Source organism: Arthrobacter sp. 05T442, from assembly GCF_056395945.1.
Window position 1 is genome coordinate 71,241 of sequence record NZ_JBFTKM010000006.1, and the last position, 23,783, is coordinate 95,023.

General features: G+C 66.7%; 20 protein-coding genes. 16 read left to right on the plus strand and 4 right to left on the minus strand.

Going from position 1 to position 23,783, the window contains the following annotated elements; translation table 11 throughout:
* Positions 1-142 precede the first annotated feature (142 nt).
* The 6 genes from AC1DES_RS08380 (at position 143) to AC1DES_RS08405 (ending at position 7,403) form a co-directional block, all read left to right on the plus strand.
* On the plus strand, positions 143-1,771 hold the full coding sequence (locus tag AC1DES_RS08380) for an ABC transporter substrate-binding protein (RefSeq protein WP_476895238.1): 1,629 nt from the start codon (positions 143-145) through the stop codon (positions 1,769-1,771).
* Positions 1,772-1,903: 132 nt separating this feature from the next.
* Positions 1,904-2,995 carry an ABC transporter permease gene (locus tag AC1DES_RS08385; RefSeq protein WP_476895239.1) on the plus strand — a complete coding sequence of 364 codons (1,092 nt, stop codon included), beginning with the start codon at positions 1,904-1,906 and terminating at the stop codon, positions 2,993-2,995.
* A gap of 2 nt (positions 2,996-2,997) precedes the next feature.
* A complete protein-coding gene (locus tag AC1DES_RS08390; protein ID WP_476895240.1) occupies positions 2,998-4,017 on the plus strand; it encodes an ABC transporter permease in 1,020 nt (339 codons plus the stop codon).
* Positions 4,014-5,726, plus strand: a complete 1,713-nt coding sequence (locus AC1DES_RS08395) for an ABC transporter ATP-binding protein (protein WP_476895241.1) — start codon at positions 4,014-4,016, stop codon at positions 5,724-5,726. Before AC1DES_RS08390 ends, AC1DES_RS08395 begins: the two co-directional genes overlap by 4 nt.
* A 160-nt stretch (positions 5,727-5,886) precedes the next feature.
* Positions 5,887-6,357, plus strand: a complete 471-nt coding sequence (locus AC1DES_RS08400; RefSeq protein WP_476895242.1) for a chorismate mutase — start codon at positions 5,887-5,889, stop codon at positions 6,355-6,357.
* Positions 6,358-6,359: 2 nt separating this feature from the next.
* Complete coding sequence (locus tag AC1DES_RS08405) at positions 6,360-7,403, plus strand: uroporphyrinogen decarboxylase/cobalamine-independent methonine synthase family protein (RefSeq protein WP_476895243.1); 1,044 nt, start codon at positions 6,360-6,362, stop codon at positions 7,401-7,403.
* A 28-nt stretch (positions 7,404-7,431) separates the two neighbouring features.
* Here AC1DES_RS08405 and AC1DES_RS08410 read toward each other — a convergent pair whose 3' ends face one another.
* The gene (locus AC1DES_RS08410; RefSeq protein WP_476895244.1) at positions 7,432-8,145 is read right to left on the minus strand and encodes a DUF4166 domain-containing protein; all 714 of its coding nucleotides are present in this window, start codon (positions 8,143-8,145) and stop codon (positions 7,432-7,434) included.
* Between the two features lie 160 nt (positions 8,146-8,305).
* Between AC1DES_RS08410 and mtrA the strand changes: the two genes are divergently transcribed.
* The 7 genes from mtrA (at position 8,306) to secA (ending at position 18,920) form a co-directional block, all read left to right on the plus strand.
* Complete coding sequence (mtrA, locus tag AC1DES_RS08415; protein WP_476895245.1) at positions 8,306-8,980, plus strand: MtrAB system response regulator MtrA; 675 nt, start codon at positions 8,306-8,308, stop codon at positions 8,978-8,980.
* On the plus strand, positions 8,952-10,946 hold the full coding sequence (gene mtrB, locus AC1DES_RS08420; protein WP_476895246.1) for an MtrAB system histidine kinase MtrB: 1,995 nt from the start codon (positions 8,952-8,954) through the stop codon (positions 10,944-10,946). Before mtrA ends, mtrB begins: the two co-directional genes overlap by 29 nt.
* Positions 10,943-12,661 carry an LpqB family beta-propeller domain-containing protein gene (locus AC1DES_RS08425; protein WP_476895247.1) on the plus strand — a complete coding sequence of 573 codons (1,719 nt, stop codon included), beginning with the start codon at positions 10,943-10,945 and terminating at the stop codon, positions 12,659-12,661. Before mtrB ends, AC1DES_RS08425 begins: the two co-directional genes overlap by 4 nt.
* A 263-nt stretch (positions 12,662-12,924) precedes the next feature.
* A complete protein-coding gene (locus AC1DES_RS08430; RefSeq protein ID WP_476895248.1) occupies positions 12,925-13,968 on the plus strand; it encodes a ComF family protein in 1,044 nt (347 codons plus the stop codon).
* 143 nt (positions 13,969-14,111) lie between these two features.
* Entirely contained in the window at positions 14,112-14,837 is a 726-nt protein-coding gene (gene hpf / locus AC1DES_RS08435) for a ribosome hibernation-promoting factor, HPF/YfiA family (RefSeq protein ID WP_476895249.1), read from the plus strand.
* Positions 14,838-14,870: 33 nt separating this feature from the next.
* A complete protein-coding gene (locus AC1DES_RS08440) occupies positions 14,871-16,097 on the plus strand; it encodes a winged helix-turn-helix domain-containing protein (RefSeq protein WP_476895250.1) in 1,227 nt (408 codons plus the stop codon).
* Positions 16,098-16,181: 84 nt separating this feature from the next.
* Positions 16,182-18,920, plus strand: a complete 2,739-nt coding sequence (secA, locus tag AC1DES_RS08445) for a preprotein translocase subunit SecA (protein ID WP_476895251.1) — start codon at positions 16,182-16,184, stop codon at positions 18,918-18,920.
* Positions 18,921-19,036: 116 nt separating this feature from the next.
* Here the strand turns inward: secA and AC1DES_RS08450 are convergent, their stop codons facing one another.
* Positions 19,037-19,609 (minus strand): Rv3235 family protein, encoded by a 573-nt coding sequence (locus AC1DES_RS08450; RefSeq protein ID WP_476895252.1) that lies wholly within the window; start codon positions 19,607-19,609, stop codon positions 19,037-19,039.
* A gap of 148 nt (positions 19,610-19,757) precedes the next feature.
* Positions 19,758-20,615 carry a LysM peptidoglycan-binding domain-containing protein gene (locus AC1DES_RS08455; RefSeq protein ID WP_476895253.1) on the minus strand — a complete coding sequence of 286 codons (858 nt, stop codon included), beginning with the start codon at positions 20,613-20,615 and terminating at the stop codon, positions 19,758-19,760.
* A gap of 184 nt (positions 20,616-20,799) precedes the next feature.
* Between AC1DES_RS08455 and AC1DES_RS08460 the strand changes: the two genes are divergently transcribed.
* Positions 20,800-21,369 carry a hypothetical protein gene (locus AC1DES_RS08460; RefSeq protein WP_476895254.1) on the plus strand — a complete coding sequence of 190 codons (570 nt, stop codon included), beginning with the start codon at positions 20,800-20,802 and terminating at the stop codon, positions 21,367-21,369.
* A gap of 9 nt (positions 21,370-21,378) precedes the next feature.
* Here the strand turns inward: AC1DES_RS08460 and AC1DES_RS08465 are convergent, their stop codons facing one another.
* On the minus strand, positions 21,379-21,603 hold the full coding sequence (locus AC1DES_RS08465; RefSeq protein ID WP_476895255.1) for a helix-turn-helix domain-containing protein: 225 nt from the start codon (positions 21,601-21,603) through the stop codon (positions 21,379-21,381).
* 154 nt (positions 21,604-21,757) lie between these two features.
* On the opposite strand from AC1DES_RS08465, the gene AC1DES_RS08470 reads away from it, so the two are divergent.
* Together AC1DES_RS08470 and AC1DES_RS08475 are read left to right on the plus strand one after the other, a co-directional pair.
* On the plus strand, positions 21,758-22,402 hold the full coding sequence (locus tag AC1DES_RS08470; RefSeq protein ID WP_476895256.1) for a CpaB family protein: 645 nt from the start codon (positions 21,758-21,760) through the stop codon (positions 22,400-22,402).
* Positions 22,399-23,730, plus strand: a complete 1,332-nt coding sequence (locus AC1DES_RS08475) for a CpaE/TadZ family protein (RefSeq protein WP_476895257.1) — start codon at positions 22,399-22,401, stop codon at positions 23,728-23,730. Before AC1DES_RS08470 ends, AC1DES_RS08475 begins: the two co-directional genes overlap by 4 nt.
* Positions 23,731-23,783 lie beyond the last annotated feature (53 nt).

Sequence of the window (23,783 nt, forward strand, 5' to 3'; positions counted from 1 at the left end):
ATTTTGTGTCTCATCTCACAAGATGTAACGTTTCACCGCGTGATTCTCTGATTCAATCGAGGAATCAGCACAGCGCGCCGCCCGTCGAGTCGCTTGCATCACTTCGGGCTGCGCTAGGACTCATCGAACAGAAAGTTCACAGATGGCAATGAACAAAAAGGCCTTCCAGAGCGTCATCGCGCTCGCCGGGGTTTCCGCCTTTGCACTGACAGCCTGCACGGGCCCGTCCGGTGGCGGCGGTGGCTCATCAGCTGCGGCCAGCGGCCCCATCGCCTACGGCACCACGGACAAGGTCACCGCACTGGATCCGGCGGGCTCGTACGACAACGGTTCGTTCATGGTGATGAACCAGGTCTACTCCTTCCTGCTCAACTCCAAGCCCGGCGGCGCCGACCCTGTCCCGGACCTGGCCGAGTCCGCCTCCTTCACCTCGCCGACCGAGTACACCGTCAAGCTCAAGTCCGGCCTGAAGTGGGCCAACGGGCACACCCTGGACTCCAAGGACGTCAAGTTCTCCTTTGACCGGCAGATCAAGATCAACGATCCCGCCGGTCCCTCGAGCCTGCTGGCGAACGTCGACAGCGTCACGGCCCCCGACGCCACCACCGTGGTCTTCAAGCTGAAGCTGGCCAACGACCAGACCTTCGCGCAGATCCTCAGCAGCCCTGCCGCGCCGATCGTGGACGACGAAGTCTTCCCGGCCGACAAGCTGCTCGACGACGACTCGATCGTCAAGGCCAAGGCGTTCTACGGCCAGTACACGATTGACACGTACAAGAAGAACGAGCTCATCAGCTTCAAGGCCTTCGCCGATTACAAAGGCGTGTTGGGCAAGCCCGCCAACGATGCCGCAACGATCAAGTACTACGCCGATCCCACCAACATGAAGCTGGACATCCAGCAGGGCAACATCGACGTGGCGAACCGTAGCCTGAGCGCCACCGACATCGATGACCTGAAGAAGGATTCCAAGGTCAAGGTCAACGTCGGTCCCGGCGGCGAAATCCGCTACATCACGTTCAACTTCAACACCATGCCGTTCGGGGCCAAGGCCGCGGACGCGGATCCGGCCAAGGCACTCGCCGTCCGCCAGGCAGTCGCCAACCTCGTCGACCGCCAGGCGATCGCCGACCAGGTCTACAAGGGCACCTACCTGCCGCTGTACTCCAACGTCCCCAGCGGCTTCCTCGGCGCCAACACCTCCTTCAAGGACATGTACGGCGACGGCGGCAAGCCCAGCCTGGACAAGGCCAAGAAGGTCCTGACCGACGCCGGTGTGACCACCCCGGTCACACTGAACCTGCAGTACAACCCGGACCACTACGGCAAGTCCTCAGGCGATGAATACGCCATGGTCAAGGACCAGCTGGAGAAGTCCGGCCTGTTCAAGGTCAACCTGCAGTCCACGGAATGGGTCACCTACAGCAAGGCCAGCCGCGCAGATGAGTACCCCGTGTTCCAGTTCGGCTGGTTCCCGGACTTCAGCGACGCCGACAACTATCTCACCCCGTTCTTCCCGGACGGCGGCTTCCTGAAGAACCACTACAACAACCCCACGGTCACTGATCTGATCAACAAGCAGCTCACCACCGTGGACAAGGGCGCACGCGAGTCTGCGATCAAGGATGCACAGAATGCCCTGGCCAAGGACATCTCCACGCTTCCGCTGCTTCAGGGCGCACAGGTTGCCATCTCCGGCAACGGCGTCAAGGGTGTCGATTCCACCCTCGATGCTTCCTTCAAGTTCCGTTTGGGAACTGTTTCCAAGTAACGCTGCATCCCTGCGGTTCTGACCAGCCTAGGAGGCGGGGCGCCCCCACGGCGCCCCGCCTTTCCTGGTCATTGCAGCACCTGCAGTTCACGGGGCCGGCCCAAGGCCGCGAAAGCACAAGTTTAGGTACCAATGACAACACTGATAGAGGCGCCGCCAAGCGACGCCGACGGACTCCTTCCGTCCAAGAAAAAATCTTCCGGCGGGGGGCTGGGCACTTACATCCTCGTCCGGTTCCTGCTGATCCTTCCGACCATGTTCATCCTGGTGACCATGGTCTTCTTCCTGATGCGGGTCATCGGCGATCCCATCACTGCCGCCCAGGGCGGCAGGCTTCCCCCTGATGTTCTGGCGCAAAGGATTCACGACGCCGGATATGACCGGCCGATCTTCGTGCAGTATTTCGAATACATGGGCCAGGTGGCGACAGGCAACTTCGGCACGACCATCACCGACCGCCGTCCCGTGGTTGAGATGCTGGCAACGTTCGGCACGGCAACCCTGGAGCTGGCCATCAACGCCGTCATCGTGGCATTGCTCGTCGGCATCCCCCTGGGCATGGTTGCCGCCCACCGGCGCGACAAGGCACCCGATGCCGTCCTGCGCTTCTTCGCGATCCTCTGCTACGCCACTCCCGTGTTCTTCGCGGGACTGCTGCTGAAGCTGACGTTCTCGGTCTGGCTTGGCTGGCTGCCCGTCGCAGGACGGGCCTCCACGCGGACCGAACTGGCCATGGGAAGCCTCGCCGCACCGACGGGGATCTACTGGCTGGACGCGCTGCGCAGCGGCAACATGGCGGCGCTGGGCGACGTCATGGCCCATGCCGTCCTCCCGGCGATTGCCCTAGGGCTCCTGACAGCCGGGGTCTTCCTCCGGCTCGTCCGCACGAACGTGATCGGCACGCTGGGCAAGGACTACGTTGAGGCCGGCCGGTCCCGCGGCGTCAGCGAGTTCCGGCTCGTGACCAAACATGCCTACAAGCCCGCGCTGATCCCCATCATCACGGTCATGGGGCTGCAGATCGCCTTGCTTTTGGGCGGCGCCGTCCTGACGGAGACGACCTTCGAGTGGAAAGGCCTCGGCTACCAGCTGGTCCAGTACCTGAACGCGCGGGACTTTGTCGCCGTCCAGGGCATCGTTGTCCTGCTGGCGGTCATCGTCGCTGTCACCAACTTCGTCGTCGACGTCGTCGCGGCCCTGATCGACCCGCGAGTGAGGTACTAGCCATGAACGCAACTACAGTAAGCGGGCGGAAACAGCCCCTCATCTACCGGCTTCCGGTCATTTCGCACTTCGGGAAAAGCGTCGGTCTGCAACGCGGCATGCTCGTCACCGGCCTTGTGCTGACCATCTTCTTCCTCCTCACGACGGTACTTGCTCCGGTCATCGCGCCCTACGGATACTCGCAACTCAGTGACGCGTCCGGCACCTTCCCCGCCCAGCAGGCACCCGGCGGCAAACACATCCTGGGCACCACCGTGGGAGGCTACGACGTCTTTTCGAGGGTGATCTGGGGCTCCCAGACCGCCGTGATCGTGATCGTTGTGGCCGTGGCGATGTCAATCTTCCTCGGCGTTGCCCTGGGCCTGGTCAGCGGCTACTTCGGCGGCTGGCTGGACCGGGTTCTTGTGGTGATCGCCGATGCGATCTACGCCTTCCCGTCCCTCCTCCTGGCCATCGTCATGTCGATCGTCATCAACCGCGGCCAGTCCAGCTTCTGGGGCGGCATCGTCGCGTGCTCGTTCGCCATTTCCGTGGTCTTCGTCCCGCAGTATTTCCGCGTGATCCGGGCGGAAACCATCCGGCTGAAGGCGGAGCCCTTCGTCGAATCGGCCAAAGTGGTGGGCGCCTCCAGCGTCCGCATCATGGGGCGCCACATCTTCAAGAACGCAACCCGCACACTGCCGCTCATTTTCACACTCAACGCCTCCGAGGCCATCCTGACCCTCGCGGGCCTGGGCTTCCTCGGGTTCGGCATCGAACCGTCGTCCGCCGCCGAATGGGGCTTCGACCTCAACAAGGCCATGGCTGACGCGTCCTCCGGCATCTGGTGGACCGGCGTCTTTCCCGGCACGGCCATCGTCCTGACCGTGCTCGGCTTGACGCTCGTCGGCGAAAGCATGAACGATCTCAACGATCCACGGCTCAGGGGCCGCAGGAAGGCCGGGAGCAAAGTTCCCGCCAGTGGCCCCGACACCACCGCCGGCGCCCAGGCCGCCCTTGACGCAGAATCGAAAGTGCTATGACCATCAATATCGGTTCCGTTTCGGACCAGCCGAAAACGGGCGGACGCCCGGTGCTGGACATCGACAAGCTGAAAGTCACCTTCGCGACCGACTCCGGCGACGTGTACGCCGTCAAGGACGTCAGCCTCGAAGTCAACCCCGGCGAGGTGGTTGCCATCGTCGGGGAATCAGGCTCGGGCAAGACTGTCACGGCCAAAACCATCCTCGGCCTCCTGCCGGAGACGGCCGTGAGTTCCGGTGCGGTGCTGATCAACGGCAACAACGTGATCAGCGTCAGCGCGGCGAAGCTCCGGCAGATCCGCGGCCGTGACGTCGCGATGGTTTTCCAGGAGCCCTCCACGGCGCTCAACCCCGTCTTCACCGTGGGCTGGCAGATCGCCGAAGGCATCCGCGCCCACGCCGACACCGGCGGGCACCGTGTCTCCGCGAAGGAAGCCAAGGCGCGGGCCGTCGACGCGCTGCGCAAGGTCGGCATTCCGGACCCTGAAACAAGGGTCAACTACTATCCGCACCAGTTCTCGGGCGGCCAGAAACAGCGCGTCGTGATTGCCGCCGCGCTGGCCCTGAACCCGGGCCTGATCGTGGCCGACGAGCCCACGACAGCCCTGGACGTCACGGTCCAGGCCGAGATCCTGGAGCTGCTCCGGGATCTGCGGGACAAGTACGGGACCTCCATTGTGCTCATCACGCACAACATGGGGGTGGTCGCCGACCTCGCCGACCGTGTGGTTGTCATGTATCAGGGCGATGTTGTGGAGGAGGCCCCCGCCCGGGTCCTGTTCGCGCAGCCCCGGGAGGACTACACCAAGAAGCTGCTCGCAGCCGTTCCGCACCTTGGCCGCAACTCCGCCTCCGAAGGCATGGTGGAGCGCGCCCACCAGGGCGGAAAGGTGCTCGTCGAGGCGAAGAACCTGACCATCGAGTACCCGGGAAGGCTCGGCAGCCCGGCCTTCAAGGCCGTCGACGGCGTCAGCTTCACCGTGTCCGAAGGTGAAGTCTTCGGCCTCGTGGGGGAGTCCGGTTCCGGCAAGACCACCATCGGCCGTGCCATCGCGGGACTGAACCGGACCACGGGCGGCAGCCTGAAGGTGCTCGGCTACGAAATGCTGAACTTCAAGGAGCGCACTTTCAAGCCGCTCCGGAAGGAGATCGGCTTCGTCTTCCAGGACCCGGCGGCATCCTTCAACCCGCAGCTGACCATCGGCGACTGCGTGGCGGAACCGCTGATCATCCACTCGAACCCGAGCCCGGCCGAGGCGCGCAAGCGCGTCGGCGAACTGCTCGAGTCGGTGCAGCTGCCGGCGTCGTACGCTGACAGGTTCCCGCACGAGCTCTCCGGCGGCCAGCGGCAGCGCGCCTCGCTGGCCCGGGCGCTCATCCTGAACCCGAAGCTGCTCGTCGCCGATGAGCCGACCTCGGCCCTGGATGTTTCCGTGCAGGCGGTGGTGCTGGAACTGTTCAAGGAGATCCAGCGGGAGTTCGGATTCGCGGCCCTGTTCATCAGCCACGACCTCGCCGTCGTGGACATGCTCTCCCACTGGGTCGGCGTCCTCTACAAGGGCAAGATGGTGGAGCAGGGCCTCGGGAACCAGGTCATGGGCCACCCGCAGCACGAATACACGAAGAAGCTCATCGCTTCCCTGCCCGTGCCCGACCCCGACGAGCAGGCCCGTCGCCGCCGGGAATTCCGCGCGGTGCTGGGAGGCTAGCTGTTTGGAACCGTCTGCGGCACCCTGCCGTGACGCTCCAGGGACATGCCCGCCGTTCGCTGCGAACGGCGGGCATGTCCCTTTTGCGGGGCCGGACGGGGCGGCTGCAACCGTGCTTAACAGCAGAAGTGATTAGCCCCCGTGCCCCTAGACTGGGTCCATGACCGAGCAGAACCACATTCATTCCGATGCTGATTCCTATGACCCGGCGGCCAGCTCCCTGGCCGGCCAGGTGGACCCGGCGGTGATGGCGGAGCTGTTGTCGATCCGCTCCAGCATCGACAACATTGACGCCACCCTGGTGTTCCTTCTCGCCGAGCGCTTCAAGGCCACGCAGAAGGTCGGTTTCCTGAAGGCCGCGCACAATCTTCCCGCCGGGGACCCCGGCCGTGAGACGGCCCAGATCGCACGCCTGCGCCATCTCGCAGCCGAGGCCCACCTCGACCCGGCCTTCGCCGAAAAATTCCTGAACTTCATCATCGGCGAGGTCATCCGCCACCACGAAGCCATCGCCGAGGACCACCAGGCTGCTGCCCGGAACGCCGACGGCGGTGCCGCCGGCGGCACCGCAGGCCGTGCCCCTGTCCAGGCTGATGACTCCGCAGGCGCAGCCGTCGCCGCAGACGCCTAGCCATGGCCGTCTCCGCGCTGCCTGATCCCGTCCAGGTCACCGCAACGGCCTTGGGACCGTGGCCCGGTGAGGACCCGGCCGAGGCCGCGCGGATAGTCCGCGGCGAACTCGGCAGCCCGCACCTTCCCTTCCTCGCCGAGCTTCCCGACCGGGGAGTCGGCGCGGATGCCCTCGGCAGGACGGCGTCACTGCTCGTGGAACTCTCCGTGGACGTCCAGCCCTATGGCTGGAGGCTCGTGGACCGCCCCGGCAAGGACCTCATGCGGGCGAGATCGGCGCTGTCCACCGACATCAACATCCTGGCCGATGTTATCGGTGCCGAGGAGTCGCCGGCGGCGGATCTTAAGGTCCAGCTGCGCGGGCCGCTCAGCCTCGCGGCCGGCCTGCACCTCCACAACGGGGAGCGGGCCCTGATCGACTACGGGGCCCGGCGTGACCTTGCGGCCTCCCTGGCGGCCGGCGTCGGCGGCTACCTGAAGAGGGTGGCCGACGCGGCGCCGGGCGCCCGTATCGCCGTGCAGATCGACGAACCGGAGATAGCGTCCGTGCTGGGCGGAACCATTCCGACGTCCAGCGGCTACCGCACGCTGCGCTCCGTGCCCGGCCAGGAGATCACCGAGTCGTGGCAGCTGGTCATTGACGCGCTTCGCGCTGCGGGCGCCGCCGAAGTCGTCGTCGCGGTCCCGGAAGTCGAGGCGCCCTTCGACCGCATCCTGGCCGCGGGAGCGGACGGAATCGCCGTGCCGCTCCGGGCCCTTACCTCGCGGCAGTGGGAACAGCTTGCCGGCGCGGTGGAAGCGGGGAAGCGGCTCTGGGCCGGAGCGCTGGACGTCGCCGATCCGGGCGCGCGGCTGCCCCGGGTTCCCGAGGTCGTCGAAAACCTCTGGCGGCCCTGGCGGCAACTGGGACTTCCGGCGTCGGCGCTGGGAACCTTGCGGGTCACGCCGTCGGAGGGTCTGGCCCAACATTCGCCCTCCGCCGCGACGGCGGCACTGACCCGCCTGACCCAGGTCGCGGACGGGCTCAACCAGCTGGCCCTCGGTTGACCGATGGTTTCGCTTCGGGCCCGGACGGTCAGCTCCGGCTCTCCCAGCGGTCCGGACGCGCTAGCCCGGGGAGGTAGCCCGCGGCGGTGATGCCTTCGGGATAGGGCTCGAGCCGGTAGTCGAAGTGCCCGGCGTAGACCAGCACGAGGCCGATCTGGGGCTGGATGACTTTGACCTGGATCCGGTGTTGGCCGCGGGGTCCTTCGGCCGGCTCCCACCACTGTTCGGCATAGGCCTTGGCATCGAGGGCGCCCGGCAGCGGAATCCGAAGCGGCCCGAGGAACAGCCGCGACGCCTCAGACACTCCCCGCAGCCGGCCTTGCGGCGTGACGCTGAGGTTGAGGTCGGTGACGAGCCGGCGGTAGCGGCCGACGTAGTCTATGAGCCGGGCTCCGCGCGCGGTGCCGTCGAGGCTGGTGGTGTCGTGGAAGAGCCGGGTGGTTCCGGGGAAGAAGATTTCCCGCCTGGCCGTCAGGCTGGATCGGCCGAACGGGTCCAGATGGGCGTGGTTTTCGATGCGGAACCTGATGCCCTCGCCGTATTCGGGGAAGAAGGCCTGCTCGCCGCCCGCGAGCCGCAGCAGGGGGCGCAGCCAGGGCTGGGCGCAGCCAACGACATCGAATACGCCCTCGCCGACGCCGTAGTGGCCGGATCCGGGCGCGAGCGAGAAATATTCCTGCAGCTCCGGCTGCAGCCGGGCGAAGTCATGGCCAAGGGCGCGCTCGTAGATCGGGATGTGCACGGGGACCTCCTGGGATCCTGGCGGGGTGATCGGGGCCTGTCCACAGCATGCAGTAGAACGCGCCGATTGTCACAACCTGATCCCGGCCCCGGGGCGGTCCGCGCCATGCCGGGGAGCGGCCGAATACGACAAAGCCATTTCAATAAGGGAATATATAAACATGAAGGCACGCATTCTGGTAGTGGACGATGACGAGGCGCTCGCCGAGATGATCGGTATTGTGCTGCGCAATGACGGGTTTGAACCTGTCTTCTGCGCTGACGGCGGGCAGGCCCTTGATGTCTTCCGCTCCTCCAAGCCGGACCTCGTGCTGCTTGACCTCATGCTTCCCGGGATGGACGGCATCGAGGTCTGCCGCCAGGTCCGGGCCGAGTCCGACGTCCCGATCGTGATGCTGACGGCCAAGGCGGATACCTCCGACGTGGTCCGCGGCCTGGAATCCGGGGCCGATGACTACGTGCCGAAACCGTTCAAGCCTGCCGAGCTCGTGGCCCGGGTCCGCGCACGGCTCCGGCCCGGCGACACGAAAGCCCCGGAGACCCTGCGCATTGCGGACGTCACCATCGACGTCGCCGGCCACCTGGTCAGCCGCGGCAGCGACAGGATCTCCCTGACTCCGCTGGAATTCGATCTGCTCGTTGCCCTGGCGCGGAAGCCGTGGCAGGTGTTCACCCGTGAGCTGCTCCTCGAGCAGGTCTGGGGCTACCGTCACGCCGCCGACACCCGTCTGGTCAATGTCCATGTCCAGCGGCTAAGGTCCAAGATCGAACGTGACCCGGAAGCCCCCGAAGTTGTATTGACGGTTCGTGGTGTCGGCTACAAAGCAGGTTCCTGAGCCTGCGGACGGCGATCCTGTCCAGGCGGGCCCCCACAGCGAAGACGCAGCCCCGCAGGCCCTGGGCTTCCGGACCCGGCTCTGGGCCAAGCGTGCACGGATTGTCGGCGTCCGGGTCGCCAGGTTGGTCCGGACCGGGGTCTCGCGCATTCTTCCGGGACTCCGGTTCCTGCTGCGCGCGGTGCACCGGCGGTGGCGCCGGTCGCTGCAGTTCCGGACGGTGCTGACCACGCTCATCCTGGCCGTCAGTTCGTTTGCCGTGGTCGGCGCCTACCTCTCAAACCAGATCGCCAACAATCTCTTCCAGGAGCGGCTGGCCCAGGCCGAGTCGGAGACCCGCTACAACGTCAAGCAGGTCCAGGACACGTTCGACGGCGCCCAGGTCACCGACCAGTCCAGCGTCATCACACTGGTCTCCGACACCCTGACCGCCGTCGAAGGGCGCGGCTCCGTCATCCAGCGCCGCTATGTGTTTGAAGCGATGCCGGAACAGACCAAACCCCGCAACCGCTGGGTCGAATCGCGTGCCTCCGACCAGCTCACCATCAGCGTCATTCCCGCGGACCTGCGCAAGGCCGTCGAGGAATCGGGCAAAGACCAGTACTGGGCGTCCACGCAATTCCCGGTGGGCACCGAGGACCGCCCTGGCATCGCCGTCGGCAACAAGGTCACCTTCAACGGCACCGTCTATGAGCTCTACCTCATTTACGACCTCAACACGGCCCAAAAGACCCTGGATGAGATCCAGAACGTCCTGCTGGCCGGCGGTGCACTGCTGGTCCTGATGATCGGCGCCATCGCGTGGTACGTCACCCGCAACGTGGTCAGCCCGGTCAGCCATGCCGCCGTAGTCTCCGAAAAGCTCGCTGCCGGCCAGCTGCAGGAGCGGATGGTGGTCAAGGGCGAGGACGAAGTCGCCCGGCTCGGTGCGTCGTTCAACCACATGGCCGCCAGCCTCCAGGAACAGATCACCCAGCTCGCGACGCTGTCGCAGATGCAGCAGCGGTTCGTTTCCGACGTATCCCACGAACTCCGCACCCCCCTCACCACGGTCCGTATGGCTGCGGAGGTCCTCTACGACGCCCGCGAGGACTTCGATCCGATCAACAAACGGTCCGCCGAACTGCTCTACAACCAGGTGGAACGGTTTCAGTCGCTGCTCGCCGACCTGCTGGAAATCTCCCGCTTTGACGCCGGAGCGGCCACCCTCGACGCCGAACCCACGGACATCGTCCAGCTTATTTCCCACGTCATGGACGGTGTTGCGCCCGTCGCCGCCGGGTACGGCTCTGCGGTGACCCTCAACGCCCCTGCCGGCAGCATCATCGTGGACATGGACGACCGCAGGATCGACCGGATTTTGCGCAACCTGGTCCTGAATGCCCTCGAGCACGGCGAGGGCCGGCCGGTGAACATTTCGGTGGCCGCCAATGACACCGCCGTCGCGGTTGCGGTGCGGGACCACGGAATCGGCATGACGTCCGCCGAGGCGGCCCGCGTCTTTGACCGCTTCTGGCGCGCTGATCCGGCCCGCGCGCGGACCACGGGCGGCAGCGGCCTGGGACTTTCGATCGCCGCGGAAGACACCAAGCTCCACAACGGCTGGCTGCAGGCGTGGGGGAAGAAAGGGAACGGCTCCAACTTCCGCCTGACCCTTCCGCTGCGCCAGGGTGAAAGCATCACGAAATCACCCCTCCAGCTGGAGCCTGTCGACGTCGCCCTCCCGGGCGCCGGACGCGAGCGCACGATGCTGCTGTTGCAGCCGCAGGCCCAGGATCCGGGCCCGGACGGCTCCGCAGCTGCGGAGGCAGGTCCGGGGCCAGACAGCGGAAACGTCCCTGGGGCTGGCCATATCCCGGATCCGGGACGTGCCCCTGCGGCCGGCCACGTTCCTGGGGCCGGCCACCACATTCCCGGGGCGGGCGCCCCCGGACACGACGGAACCGGAACGAAGGACAGGGCATGAACGGTTCGCCAAGAAAGTCCACCCGTGCGGGTGCTGCCCTCCTCGCCCTCCTCCTGCTCCTGCTGACGTCCTGCGCGCAGATCCCGCGGTCCGGGCCGGTCGGCAAGAGCAAGGATGAGTCCGCCGGAAACCCCAGTGCGCCGGTCTTCTTCCCGTCCGCGCCCCGCGCCGGCGCCGGGCCTGAGTCCGTCATCGAAGACTTCTACCTTGCCGGCAGCGGGTACGAGGACGACTACGCCGTCGCGCGGCAGTACCTGACGCAGGCATCGTCGGTGACGTGGAAGCCGGACCAGCGGACCTTGGTCTTCCGGTCCGCCCGGGTGGTGCGCACCGGCGTCGAAAACGTGTTCAACTACGAGCTCGACCTGGCCTACTCGGTCGATGCGGAGGGCGTAGCCACCCAGCTTCCGGAGGGCACCAAGGAGAATATTCCGGCCACGCTGACACAAGTGGACGGGGAATGGCGGATCGCGGAGATCCCGGACGGGACGGCCATCCCGGAAGAGACCTTCAAGGTCATCTACGGCGCGTATCCGATCTACTTCTACGACCCCACGTTCGCGTATGCGGTGCCCGATGTCCGGTGGTTCATCCGGAACAAGACGGTCAAGGCCATGACGAGTGCGCTCCTGGGCGGACCCGCCCCCTACCTCAAGGGCGCCGTCGTCAGCGCGTTCCCCTCGGGCATCAAACTGGCCCGCGAATCGGTCCCCGTGGTCTCCGGCGCTGCCCAGGTGGATCTCACAGCCAAGGAACTGCTGGATGCCTCCAACGAGGACAGGCTGCGGATGCAGACCCAGCTGGCGTTGACCTTCCGCAGCCAGCCGGACGTCGTCAACGTCGAGCTGCGCGCCAACCAGGACCTGGTGCGCGTCGATGACAACGGGACGGTCCTCCCGCCGGTCCGTGACAAGAACGTCCCGGCCCACCAGATTGCCGTGAACAACAACGATCTGGTCCGGTACGAGAACAACAGGCTTTCGCCGCTTCCCGACATCCAGTCCGTCGCCGCCCTCGGGCCGCGGGTCCCGGCGGAATCTCCCGTTTCGCAGTCCGCGGCGTTCCTGAACGCAGCGCGGACCACCCTTTACTCGATCGTGCCCGGCCAGCCCGCCAGGGCCCTGACCACCCGGGCTGCGCTGTCACGGCCCTCGTTCGGCCGCTACGACTGGGTGTGGACGGCAGGACCAGGGGAGACCGGGGCCACTGAAGTCCTGGCGTACCGGCCCGTCGGCGTGGCGGAGGGCGCCGGCGTGCCCACGGTGACGCTGGCACCGGCGTGGCTTGCGGGACGGACCGTCAAGGAGTTCAGGGTTTCCCGCGACGGCGCGCGGGCCTTGGTCATCTCGGAGCAGGCCGGCAAGACGAAGGTCCAGGTGACCGGCGTCATCCGGAGCCCCGACGGCACGCCACGGGACCTGACGGTGCCGTCGACGCTCCTGACCTCGCGTGACCCGGACCAGGGCGTTTGGGTCGACGACACCACCGTCGCTGTCATGAAGGGCTCCGCCACCGACAACGTCACCCCCGAACTGCTGTCCCTTACGTCCGCCCAGCCGCAACAGCTGGCACCCTGGCCTGGCCTTACCGACCTCAGTGCCGGCAACGGCCAGGACGAGATCTTCGGGCAGTCCGCGGAAGGGGTCTTCCAGCGGCTGGGGAACGGCTGGTCACCCCAGCTCAAGGGTCCCATCGACCCGGCCTTCCCAGGCTGATTCCCGGGCTGACCCCGGACGGCTGCTCCCAGGCTGCTCCCGGGCCGGTGACGGCATCCGGCGCCACGCATGTGCGCCGGCCCGCGGGACTGTCGTCCGGCCGCTGTCCCGGGGCCGGCCCGCGGGACTGTCGTCCGGCCGCTGTCCCGGGGCCGGCCCGCGGGACTGTCGTCCGGCCGCTGTCCCGGGGCCGGTCCGCGGGACTGTCCACATACGGTCCTCCGCGCTTCCGCAGGGAGCGCTGCCCGGTCCAGGCTGGGGGAATGAGCAGCCATGCGCCGGGCCGTGACCCTAACGGCCGTGATCCCAACGGAACGGACCGTGCCAGGGGCAGGACCGCCGATCCGGACCTGTCTCCGGCGCCGGCGACGGCGGCGAAGCATCGCGGCGACTACGCCCGTGCGCTGGCGAGAATGGCCGACCGCGCCGCGGCGGCAGCGGGCGAATTGCTTGCGCTCGTCGCACCGGTGGACTGCGTCTGCTGCGGCGCTGAAGACGCTGCTCTTTGCGGTGCCTGCGAGCGGCAGGTCAGGTCGCTGACGCTCAGCCCGTTCCGGGCAGAGGCGCAGGCGCCGGCCCTGATGAACATGGACGGCACCGCACTCCTGCCGGTCGTGGCGGCGGGCGTGTACCGCGCGGAGCTGGCCCAGTGCGTGCTGTCCTTCAAGCGCCACGGCCAGGAGCAGCTCGGCACCGTGCTGTCGAAAGGGCTGGCACGGGCCCTTGGCGCCGCCGCGGGCGAGGTGCAGGGGCTGTGCCTTGTGCCCGTGCCCACGAGCGCCGGCGCGTTCAGGAGGAGGGGATTCAGCCCCGTCCACCTTCTGCTGCGCCGGCTCGGCCGGCGCCGTGAATTTTCCGGCGTGAGAATCGTCTACGCCCTGCGCAGGCCAGGCCCGCTTGTCCGGGGCCTGATGCCTGCCGGGTCCCCGCTCACGCGCCGGCGGCCGGGCCTGGAACCTGCCTCGCGGGCGGTCCCCTATTGGGCGCCCGGCCCGCCTGGCGGCCAGAAGGGACTGGGGCGTGGCGCCCGGGCACAGCGCGTGCGCGGGTCCATGCGGGCCGCGGACGGACTGCGTGCCCCGGACATGCGGGGACAACCCTGCATCATCGTCGATGACGTGCTCACTACGGGGGCCACGCTCGCGGAGGCCGCCCGCGCGCTGCGGGCGGCAGGAGCCCTTGTCGTCGGCGCCGTCGTCGTCGCGGCGACACGCCCGCCGCTCATTGTGGACCGGGACGCCGCCGGGCCTGCCGTGGCGGCAAAGGGTGGCCACAAGGAAAAAAATAAACCGGAAAAGGATGAATAACAGGAGGCTATGAACTAACGTCGAAGCTGGGTACCAAGAACAGATGTACCTGTCGATAGCGGCTCGGAAAGGGGCTCGACTGTCAGTCAGTTTGGCCCCGGGAAGTGCCGCCGTCGTGTCACCGAAGTCATTTGGAGGGCACCATGGAGTTCATGATCAGCGGACGTAACTTGACGGTCTCAGACCGCTTCCGCGAATACGCCGACGAGAAGATCTCAAAGATCGCATCGTTGGGAGACAAGGTCCAGAGGGTGGACGCGAAGGTCACCAAGGAGACCAAAGCCCGCCAGACTGCAGAATTGCTCACGGTTGAGTTGACTGTCCTGGGCCGCGGCCCCGTGATCCGCGCCGAAGCAAGCGCCGCCGACAAGTTCGCCGCGTTCGATCTCGCCTACAACAAGCTTCTTGAACGCCTGCGCAGGGCCAAGGACCGCAAGAAGGTCCACCACGGCAGGCACACCCCGAAGTCCGTCACCGAGGCGACGGCGACCCTTGAACCGGCAAGCCCCAGCGAGCCCCTCTACGTCGAGGCGAGCCATCAGCAGGAGGCCTCGGAGCCGGCGGCGGAAAAGTCACCCTACGACGTCGACAACGACATCCCCGCCGGTGACTCGCCCGTGCTGATCCGCCGGAAGGTCTTTCCCGCGGCCAGCCTGACGCTCGACGATGCAGTCGACAACATGGAACTTGTGGGCCACGACTTCTACCTCTTCGTGGACAAGGAAACCAAGGCTCCGTCCGTCGTGTACCGCCGTGACGGCTGGACGTACGGCGTGATTTCCCTCGACCAGACCTGCGAGCCGGGGCAATCCAAGCTGGAGGAACAGATTCTCGCCTACCGTTCCGAGGACGAGCCCGCCAGCGCATAAGCTGGTCCTGACTTTTTCGACGAAGGGACTGACGTGCACGCATCGCTGAGCCTCAACCAGGCACGGCGGATCGCACTGGCAGCCCAGGGATTGGACAAGGTACGGCCTGCCGGACCCGTGACTGCACGGGCGGTGGGCCGTACCTTTTCCCGGCTGCACCTGGTTCAGATCGACTCCGTCAACGTGCTTTCCCGCAGCCACTACCTGCCCTTCTTTTCCCGGCTGGGCAACTACGACCGCGCGATCCTGCAGCGGATGGCAGGGGCGCATCCGCGCCGGATGATGGAGTACTGGGCCCATGAGGCCAGCTTCATCAGGCCGGACCATTTCCACGATCTCGTGCAATGGCAGAGCCGCAAATGGGTAGGGGCTTCGGCCATGGACCCGGAACTGCGCAACGGCGTGAGGGCCCAAGTGCTCGAAACCCTCGCCACCGGCAGGCCGATGACCGCCGCCGAGCTCACCGCCAGGCTCGGCCACGTGGAGGACCGGCAGACGGACAACTGGGGCTGGAACTGGAATGCGGTCAAACGGGTCCTGGAGCACCTCTTCGAAGAGGGTCTCGTCTCCGCCGCCTCCCGGACCGAATCCTTCGAACGGCGCTACACACTGACGGCCAGGGTCCTGCCAGGGCGCGGCGCCCTGGCCGGGGACCCTGTACGCGACCCGGCAGCCGCCATGGACCGGCTGATCGACGCCGCCGCCCAGGCCCACGGGATAGGAACCGTGAGATGTTTCGCGGACTACTTCCGGACGCCGTTACGCGCTGCCGCGGTTTCGGTCGCACACCTCGTGGAGGCCGGGCGTCTGGAGCCGGTCACGGTTGCAGGCTGGGACAAGCCGCTGTATCGGCATGCCGAAGCGAAACTTCCCCGCGCCGCCACCGGCCGGGCGCTGTTGAGCCCCTTCGATTCTCTCGTCTTCGAACGCCGGCGGCTTGAGGCCTTGTTCGGATTCCACTACCGGATCGAGATCTACACTCCGGAGTCACGGCGGCGTTTCGGCTACTACGTCCTGCCCTTCCTTTTGCGCGACGGGATAGTGGCACGGGTGGACCTCAAAGCGGACCGCGCCGGCGGAAGGCTCCTGGCCAAGGCTGCGCATGCCGAACCCGGCGCGCCGGCGGACACCGCCGTCGAACTCGCCGCGGAACTGCAGCTCATGGCAGAGTGGCTGGGACTGGACAGCGTTGTCGTGTCACCGAACGGGGACTTAGGGCCGGCGCTCGCGGAAGCTGTTGCGGGCCCGCATCCGCTCTGAGGGAACAGGCGTAACCGGCCCTGCGTCTCTCCCGTAGACTAAACACGCCAGAATTCGGCAGCTTGAGACTGGGAGCAACTTCACGTGGCATCACTTATCGAAAAACTTCTCCGCACGGGGGACAAAAAAACCCTGCGGCAACTGCGGAATTATGCCGATTCCATTAATGCCCTGGAGAGCTCCTTCCAGACCTTCACGGACGCTGAGCTGCGCGAAGAAACCGATCGCCTGCGTGAACGGCACCAGGACGGCGAAAAGCTGGACGATCTCCTGCCCGAGGCGTTCGCCGCCGTGCGCGAAGCATCCTCACGCACCCTCGGACTGCGCCACTTCGACGTCCAGCTCATGGGCGGCGCCGCCCTGCACCTGGGCAACATTGCCGAAATGAAGACCGGTGAAGGCAAGACCCTGGTGGCCACGGCCCCGGCCTACCTCAATGCCCTCACCGGCAAAGGCGTGCACGTCGTTACCGTCAACGACTACCTTGCCGAATACCAGTCCGACCTCATGGGCCGCGTCTACCGCTTCCTGGGCTTGAGCAGCGGCTGCATCCTGTCCAACCAGGACCCCGCGCTGCGTCGCGAACAGTATGCCGCCGATATCACCTACGGCACCAACAACGAATTCGGCTTCGACTACCTCCGCGACAACATGGCATGGGACAGCTCCGAACTCGTCCAGCGCGGCCACAACTTCGCCATTGTCGATGAAGTGGACTCGATCCTCATCGACGAGGCCCGCACCCCTCTGATCATCTCCGGTCCGGCCCAGGGGGACACGAACCGCTGGTACAGCGAATTTGCCAAGGTCGTCATGCGCCTGCAGCCCGAGACGGATTACGAGGTCGACGAGAAAAAGCGCACCGTGGGCGTCCTCGAAGCCGGCATCGAAAAGATCGAGGACTACCTCGGCATCCACAACCTCTACGAGTCCGCCAACACCCCGCTGATCGGCTTCCTGAACAACGCCATCAAGGCCAAAGAACTGTTCAAGCGGGACAAGGATTACGTCATCCTTGACGGCGAAGTGCTGATCGTCGACGAGCACACCGGGCGCATCCTCGCCGGCCGGCGCTACAACGAGGGCATGCACCAGGCCATCGAAGCCAAGGAAGGCGTCGAGATCAAGGCCGAAAACCAGACGCTGGCCACGGTCACCCTGCAGAACTACTTCCGCATGTACGACAAGCTCGCGGGCATGACCGGCACCGCTGAGACCGAAGCCGCCGAGTTCATGAGCACCTACAAGCTCGGCGTCGTCGCCATCCCCACGAACAAGGACATGCAGCGGATCGACCAGGCGGACCTCGTCTACAAAAACGAGGCCGTGAAGTTCGACGCCGTGGTCAAGGACATCGCCGAACGGCACGAAAAGGGCCAGCCGGTCCTCGTCGGCACCACCAGCGTCGAGAAGAGCGAGTACCTCTCCCGGTTGCTGGCCAAGGAAGGCGTCCGGCACGAAGTCCTGAACGCGAAGAACCATGCCCGCGAGGCCGCCATCGTGGCGCAGGCCGGCCGCAAGGGCGCCGTGACGGTTGCGACCAACATGGCGGGCCGCGGCACCGACATCATGCTGGGCGGCAACGCGGAATTCACCGCCGTCGCCGAACTGGCGGCCCGCGGCCTGGACCCGGAAGAGAACTCCGAAGAATACGAGGCCGCCTGGCCGGCCGGCTTCGAAGCAGCCAAGCAGTCCGTCAAGGAAGAACACGAGGAGGTCCTCGAGCTCGGCGGCCTGTATGTGCTCGGCACGGAACGGCACGAGTCCCGCCGCATCGACAACCAGCTCCGCGGACGCTCCGGCCGCCAGGGAGACCCCGGCGAGTCCCGGTTCTACCTCTCCCTCACCGATGATCTGATGCGCCTGTTCAACTCCGGCGCGGCCGAGCGGCTGATGAACAGCTCCGTGCCGGACGACGTCGCCCTTGAATCCAAGCTCGTGTCGCGCGCCATCGCCTCCGCCCAGGGCCAGGTGGAGGGACGCAACGCAGAACAGCGTAAGAACGTTCTTAAATACGACGACGTCCTGAACCGTCAGCGCGAAGCCATCTACGGCGACCGCCGCCGCATCCTCGAAGGTGATGACCTGCACGAGAAGGTCCAGTTCTTCCTGGAAGACACCATCAACGCCTTCATCGAGGAGGCCACCGCCGAAGGCACCGGCGACGACTGGGATTTCAACCTGCTCTGGTCCAACCTCAAGACGCTGTATCCGGTGAGCTTCACTCCGCGCGACGTCATCGACGAGGCCGGCGGCAAGTCCCGGATCACCGTCGAGTTCCTCAAGGAAGAGATCCTCTCCGACGCCCGCCTGGTTTACCAGGCTCGGGAAGATGCGATCGGTTCCGAGAGCATGCGCGAACTCGAACGCCGCGTGGTCCTCTCGGTGATCGGCCGCAAGTGGCAGGAGCACCTCTACGAGATGGACTACCTGAAGGAAGGCATCGGCCTGCGGGCGATGGCCCAGCGGGATCCCTTGGTGGAGTACCAGCGCGAAGGCTTCATCATGTTCCAAGCCATGATGGAGGCCATCCGCGAGGAAAGCGTCGGCTTCCTGTTCAATCTGGACGTCGAGGTCACTCCGGCCGAAGACGTCGTAGTGGCGGATGCCTCCGGCCAGCACACCGAGCACCACGAGCCGCAGATCCACGCGGCGGGACTCGAAGCCCCCGAGAAGCCGGCCCAGCTGCAGTACACGGCTCCCGGCGAGGACGGCGCGGCCGAGACCCGCGTCGAAGCCAAGAGCCCGGGGCGCTCGGGCAATCCGGCCAAAGCTGCGGCGCAGGATGCAGGGCGCCGCACCGCCAAGAAGAAGCGTCGCTGAGCGGCGGCTGAAGCCTGCCAGGGCTGACGTGATGAAAGGAGGACCGGAACAGTTGTTCCGGTCCTCCTCATTTTTCTGCCTCCTTTCGTCTCCGGACCGGGCGGCCCAGCGGCGCCTCAGCCGATCTCCAGGGCAGTGACGCGCCAAGCCAACTTTCCGCGCTCCAGCCGCAGCGCGACGGCGCGGACCCGCAACTCTTCGACCACGACGGCGCTGGCCTCGTAGACGTCGTCCGAAATCCGGCACGCCTGGACGGACCGGACGGAGGGGTTCCGGTGCAGCCGTCCAGCGGTCGGCGAGCTGCCGGAGGCCACCCGACGCGTCAAAGCCGCCCGGTGCTGGAGGGCAGCCAGGCACCTCGGATCAAGCCGGCGGGCAAGTTGCTGGACGGGCCGGGTGCCGGCGAGGACCTCGATGGCGGCCTGAACAGTGCTGCGCGAGATGGCACAGATCTCGCGGCCCTCATCGACAAGCCGGAGCGGCACGGGCCCGGCTGACGGGTCGGGACGCACCTGGGGCCGGGACGCCTGGGCTGCCTGGGCCGCCCCGCCGGAGCGGAGGGCCGGTTCGTCGGCGTGGGAGGCGGCAAGGGTGGAGGCCGGGGCCTCGGTGTCGGGGACCAGGCGGAGGGGCGCAACCGCAGCAGCGGCGCCGGCCGCTGTTGCATGGACCCCGGTCAAGACGGTCATTTGGTGTTCCTTTGCGGTTTTGGCGGTGGACGGTGGATTCATGCTGTGTTCGTGGTGCTGGTGCTGGTGCTGGTGTTGGTTGCGGGGCGCGGGGCGCCCCGCCGCCGCTGGCGGCCTGAAGTATCGCTGACCGGGTTGCCGTGCTGTGTCAGGTTCCGGGTGGCAGGACGAGCACCTGTCCGGGCACCAGTAAGTCGGGGTTCTCACCGATGACTGCACGGTTGGCCTGGTAAAACCGGGGCCACTCCATGGCGACCTCAAGGTCTGACGCAAACGGACCCAGAGCGGCCGCGGCGAGGCTCCACAGCGAATCTCCGGCCCGCACGGTCACCTCTGTCGGCGCCGTCTCGGCCTCGGGCGCGCGCAAGTGGCGGGCCGCGAGCGGTCCGGGTTCCACGACAGGCCCCTGCGGCTTCCACTGCGGATCCAATCCGAGGCGACCGGAAACCCGGGCAGCTGCCGGGGAAGGTGCCGGGGACGCCGTTGCGGGAGCGTCGGCCCGAACAGGGACCTGCGGGTGGGCGCTGTCCGCCGTCGGAGTCCACGCCGCCGGCACGGCCGCCTGGACTGAGTGGGCGGTCACGCCGGGGCCGGGGGAGGCAGGCGGGGCAGCGGGCGGCGTGGCGGCAGTGGCCAGGGGAGCCGCAAGCAGTTGGAGTCCGACGGCGGCCAGTGCGAGGCGGCGCATGAACGCCGGACTGAACCTGCTGGCCGCTGCGGCAGCACGCTGCCTGCCCCTGCGCTCCAGCAGCGCCGCCACGACCGCGATTGCGAAGGACAGCGCCCACCAGGTGACGACGATCAGGCCTGCCGTGTTTGCCACGATCCCCAGCTGGTCCTCGAACGAAAGGGACTGCTGGCGCGCTGACGATGAATGCCAGCGCTGCATGAGGGTGCTTCCCATGGCCGCGAGGAACGACCCCAGCAGCAGGACCAGGGCTGCCATCGCGGCGTCTCCATGCAACTGGCGCCGGCGTCCAGCCGCCAGGAACGATTCCGAATTCATAAGACAGACCTCCATCGCTTGGAATCCATTTTGAAATCATTGGATATTGTTAAATATCACTCGGTGTCATTTGATGTCGTTTAATCTATTTAACGCCAGTGTGAACTCGTCGGCGCGTGTTTGTCTAGGGGTTGTCCGGTGTGTGTGGATTGACCGGGTTCCTGCGCCCGCCTACGCTGTCGCCATGCGGTGGGATGCGCTCTTCGAGGACCTGGAGGCACAGTTGGCCGCACAGCAGCGGCTGGATCTCGACGCGGAAATCGCGGAGCGCGCGCGGGTGGATGCAGCGGGTGTGGAGCTTGCGGACCGGCTCCGGGGTTCCCTGGGGCTGTGTATCCGGGTCCATCTGGCATCCGGTTCCGTCTTTGAGGGGAACCTTAGCCACGCGGGCAGCGAGGCGCTGGTGCTCGACGAGCCCGGGCACCAGGTCCTCATCCCGTACGCGTCAGCGCTACGGTATGCCGGCCTCGCCCGGCTGGCGGTGTCGGAGCCGTCCAGGGCCGGTCAGCGGCTGGGCCTGGCCAGCGCGCTGCGCGCCCTGGCGAGGGACCGGGCGGCCCTGGCCGTTCTCGTTTCGCAGGGTCCCGGGGATACGGCGCTCCATGGCGTGATCGACAAGGTGGGGAAGGATTTCCTGGATCTGGCTCTCACACACGACGCGGAGGACCGGCGGCCGCTCAACGTGCGGCAGGTCACGACCATTCCATTTGGGGCCTTGGCCGGCCTCAGGTCCGTCCGCGCCGCTGGCAGCTAGTCCGGGGGGTCAGGTGCTGGCCGCCTTGGACTGCTTCGCCTCTTCGATCATGCGGCTGGCCTCGGCGTAACGCTCCTCGATGTACTGCTCCAGCATCTTTTCCTCGATGCGCCACTGCCCGCGGCCGCCGACCTGGATCGCTTTGAGTTCCCCGCTGCGGACCAGGGCGTAGGCAGCCGGAGAGTTGATCTGGAGCTGCTCGGCAACGTCAGCGAGTGTCAGGAATCGGGGCATGACTCCATTTTGCCACCGTTGGTGTCATCCGGGACCGATATCCACAGTTTGTCCGTGTTTGGTCCTGCGTCTTCCGCACGGGCCGCCGGGGCGCAACAATAAGGGTGTCAGGCACCCGGAGCCCGGGGATGCCACTACAGGGGGAGCAGTAAGCATGAGCGGGAGCGCAGTGGCTGACGGGGCCCGCCTGAGGAAGCCATCCTGGAAGGACCCCCGGCTTCTGGTGGGAATCCTGCTGGTCCTGGCTTCGGTCGTGGGCGTCATCTCGCTGGTCGGAGCAGCGGACCAGACGACCGAGGCCTATGCGGCCCGCGAGCCGATTGCAGTCGGGGAGACGCTGACAGCCGACAAACTGCATCGCGTCAAGGTCCGCCTCGGCGAGGTTGAAGAGCACTACCTGACGCCGGAGACCGGGCTTGCCGACGGTCTCGTGGCCGTCCAGAGGATCGGCAAGGACCAGTTGCTGCCGCGCGAGAGTGTAGGCCGGCTCGACGGCCTGGACCGCAAGCCCGTGGCCATCACCGTCGAAGAGAGCCTTCCGGCGCAGGCGGTTGCGGGCTCACGCGTGGATGTCTGGGTGGCGCTTCCGGATACCCGTAACGGTTTCAGCGAGCCCACGCTGCTTTTGCCGGGCGCCGAAATCGCGCAGATTACCCCTGGTAGTTCCGCGCTCGGGTCATCGCGTTCCACCGTCGTGATGGTGCTGGTGGCCGATCAGCAGATGCCGAAGCTGCTGGGGGCCCAGGCTAACAAGGCCAAGATATCGGTCGTCTGGAACCCGGGTGGCGGGCCGCGATGAACATTCCTGTCGTGACCGTCGGAGATTCGAACGACGATTTGGTCGGCGGCCTGGAACGCCTCCACGGTCCGGTATCCGTCGTCCGCCGGTGCAGCGAACTCGCGGAGCTGCTCGCAGCGTGCCAGAGCGGGCTTGCCCGCGCCGCCGTCGTCGTGGCCGGGAGCGAGGAACTGACGGCCTCGCTGGTTGACCGCTTGTCCGCCGTCGGAGTGGCTGTTCTGGCATTGACGGACAGCCCCGAGGAAATGGCCCGTTTGCGGGGAATCGGCGCGGCTGCGGAGCCTCGTGCGGTGGATGCGTCCATCCTCGCCGCACGGATCTCGGCCGCGGTGGCGCAGCTGAGCGGGGCCGGACCGGGGCCGCACCTGGCCGGCGGCGCCTTCGTGGACCATGCACCCGTTCCGGCGTCCCGGGCAGCGACATCCGATGGATACGCGGCTTCCCGCGCCGGCACCCCGGACCACGCAGGTAAGGGGCGGATCATTGCCGTGTGGGGTCCTGCCGGCTCGCCGGGCAGGACCTTCGTGGCTGCCAACATCGCAGGGGAACTGGCCGCGGAAGGTCAATCCGTCCTGCTTGTCGACGCCGACACTTACGGCGCCAGCGTTGCGGCCATGCTTGGTCTTCTCGACGAGGCTGCCGGGCTGGCGCAGGCCTGCAGGCTGGCGGACCAGGGACTGCTCGACGCCGATGCCCTGATCAGGATAGCGGCGCCGGTGGCGACCAGGTCGGGGACGTTCCGCGTGCTGACCGGCATCACGCGGGCGGACCGGTGGACTGAACTGCGCGCTGCCCCCCTCTCGCTGGTGCTCGAGCGGTCGAGGGAGATCGCCGACGTGACGGTGGTGGACACCGGCTTCTGCCTCGAGACCGACGAGGAACTCAGTTTCGACACGATGGCGCCGCGGCGGAACGCGGCGACACTGCGGAGCCTGGAAATGGCCGATACCGTCTTTGCCATCGGAGCTGCGGATCCGATCGGTGTCCCGCGGCTTGTCCGCGGTTTGGCCGAACTGCAAACGGCCGTTCCTGGTGTTTTCCCCACGGTCGTGATGAACAAGGTTCGGGCAGCCGCCGTGGGGCGGTCCCCGGAACGTCAGCTGCGGGACGCGTGGCAGCGGTACGGGCCCGCCCTGGAACTGACGGCCTTCCTGCCCGCAGACCCCGCGGCGAGCGACGCGGCACTGCTGGCGGGCTCGCTCCTGCTGGAAACCGCCCCTGACTCTGCCCTGCGCCGGACCATCGCACTTTTGGTTTGTGCACCTGTCCAGCGAAATCGTAAATCCTCTGTCTTTTCTTCCACAGCAAAGCGCCCGGCAAAGGGCTAGGGTCGACGTAGGGGCCGCAAAGAGGCGGCCATGAACTGCTTTATGGAGGCGTT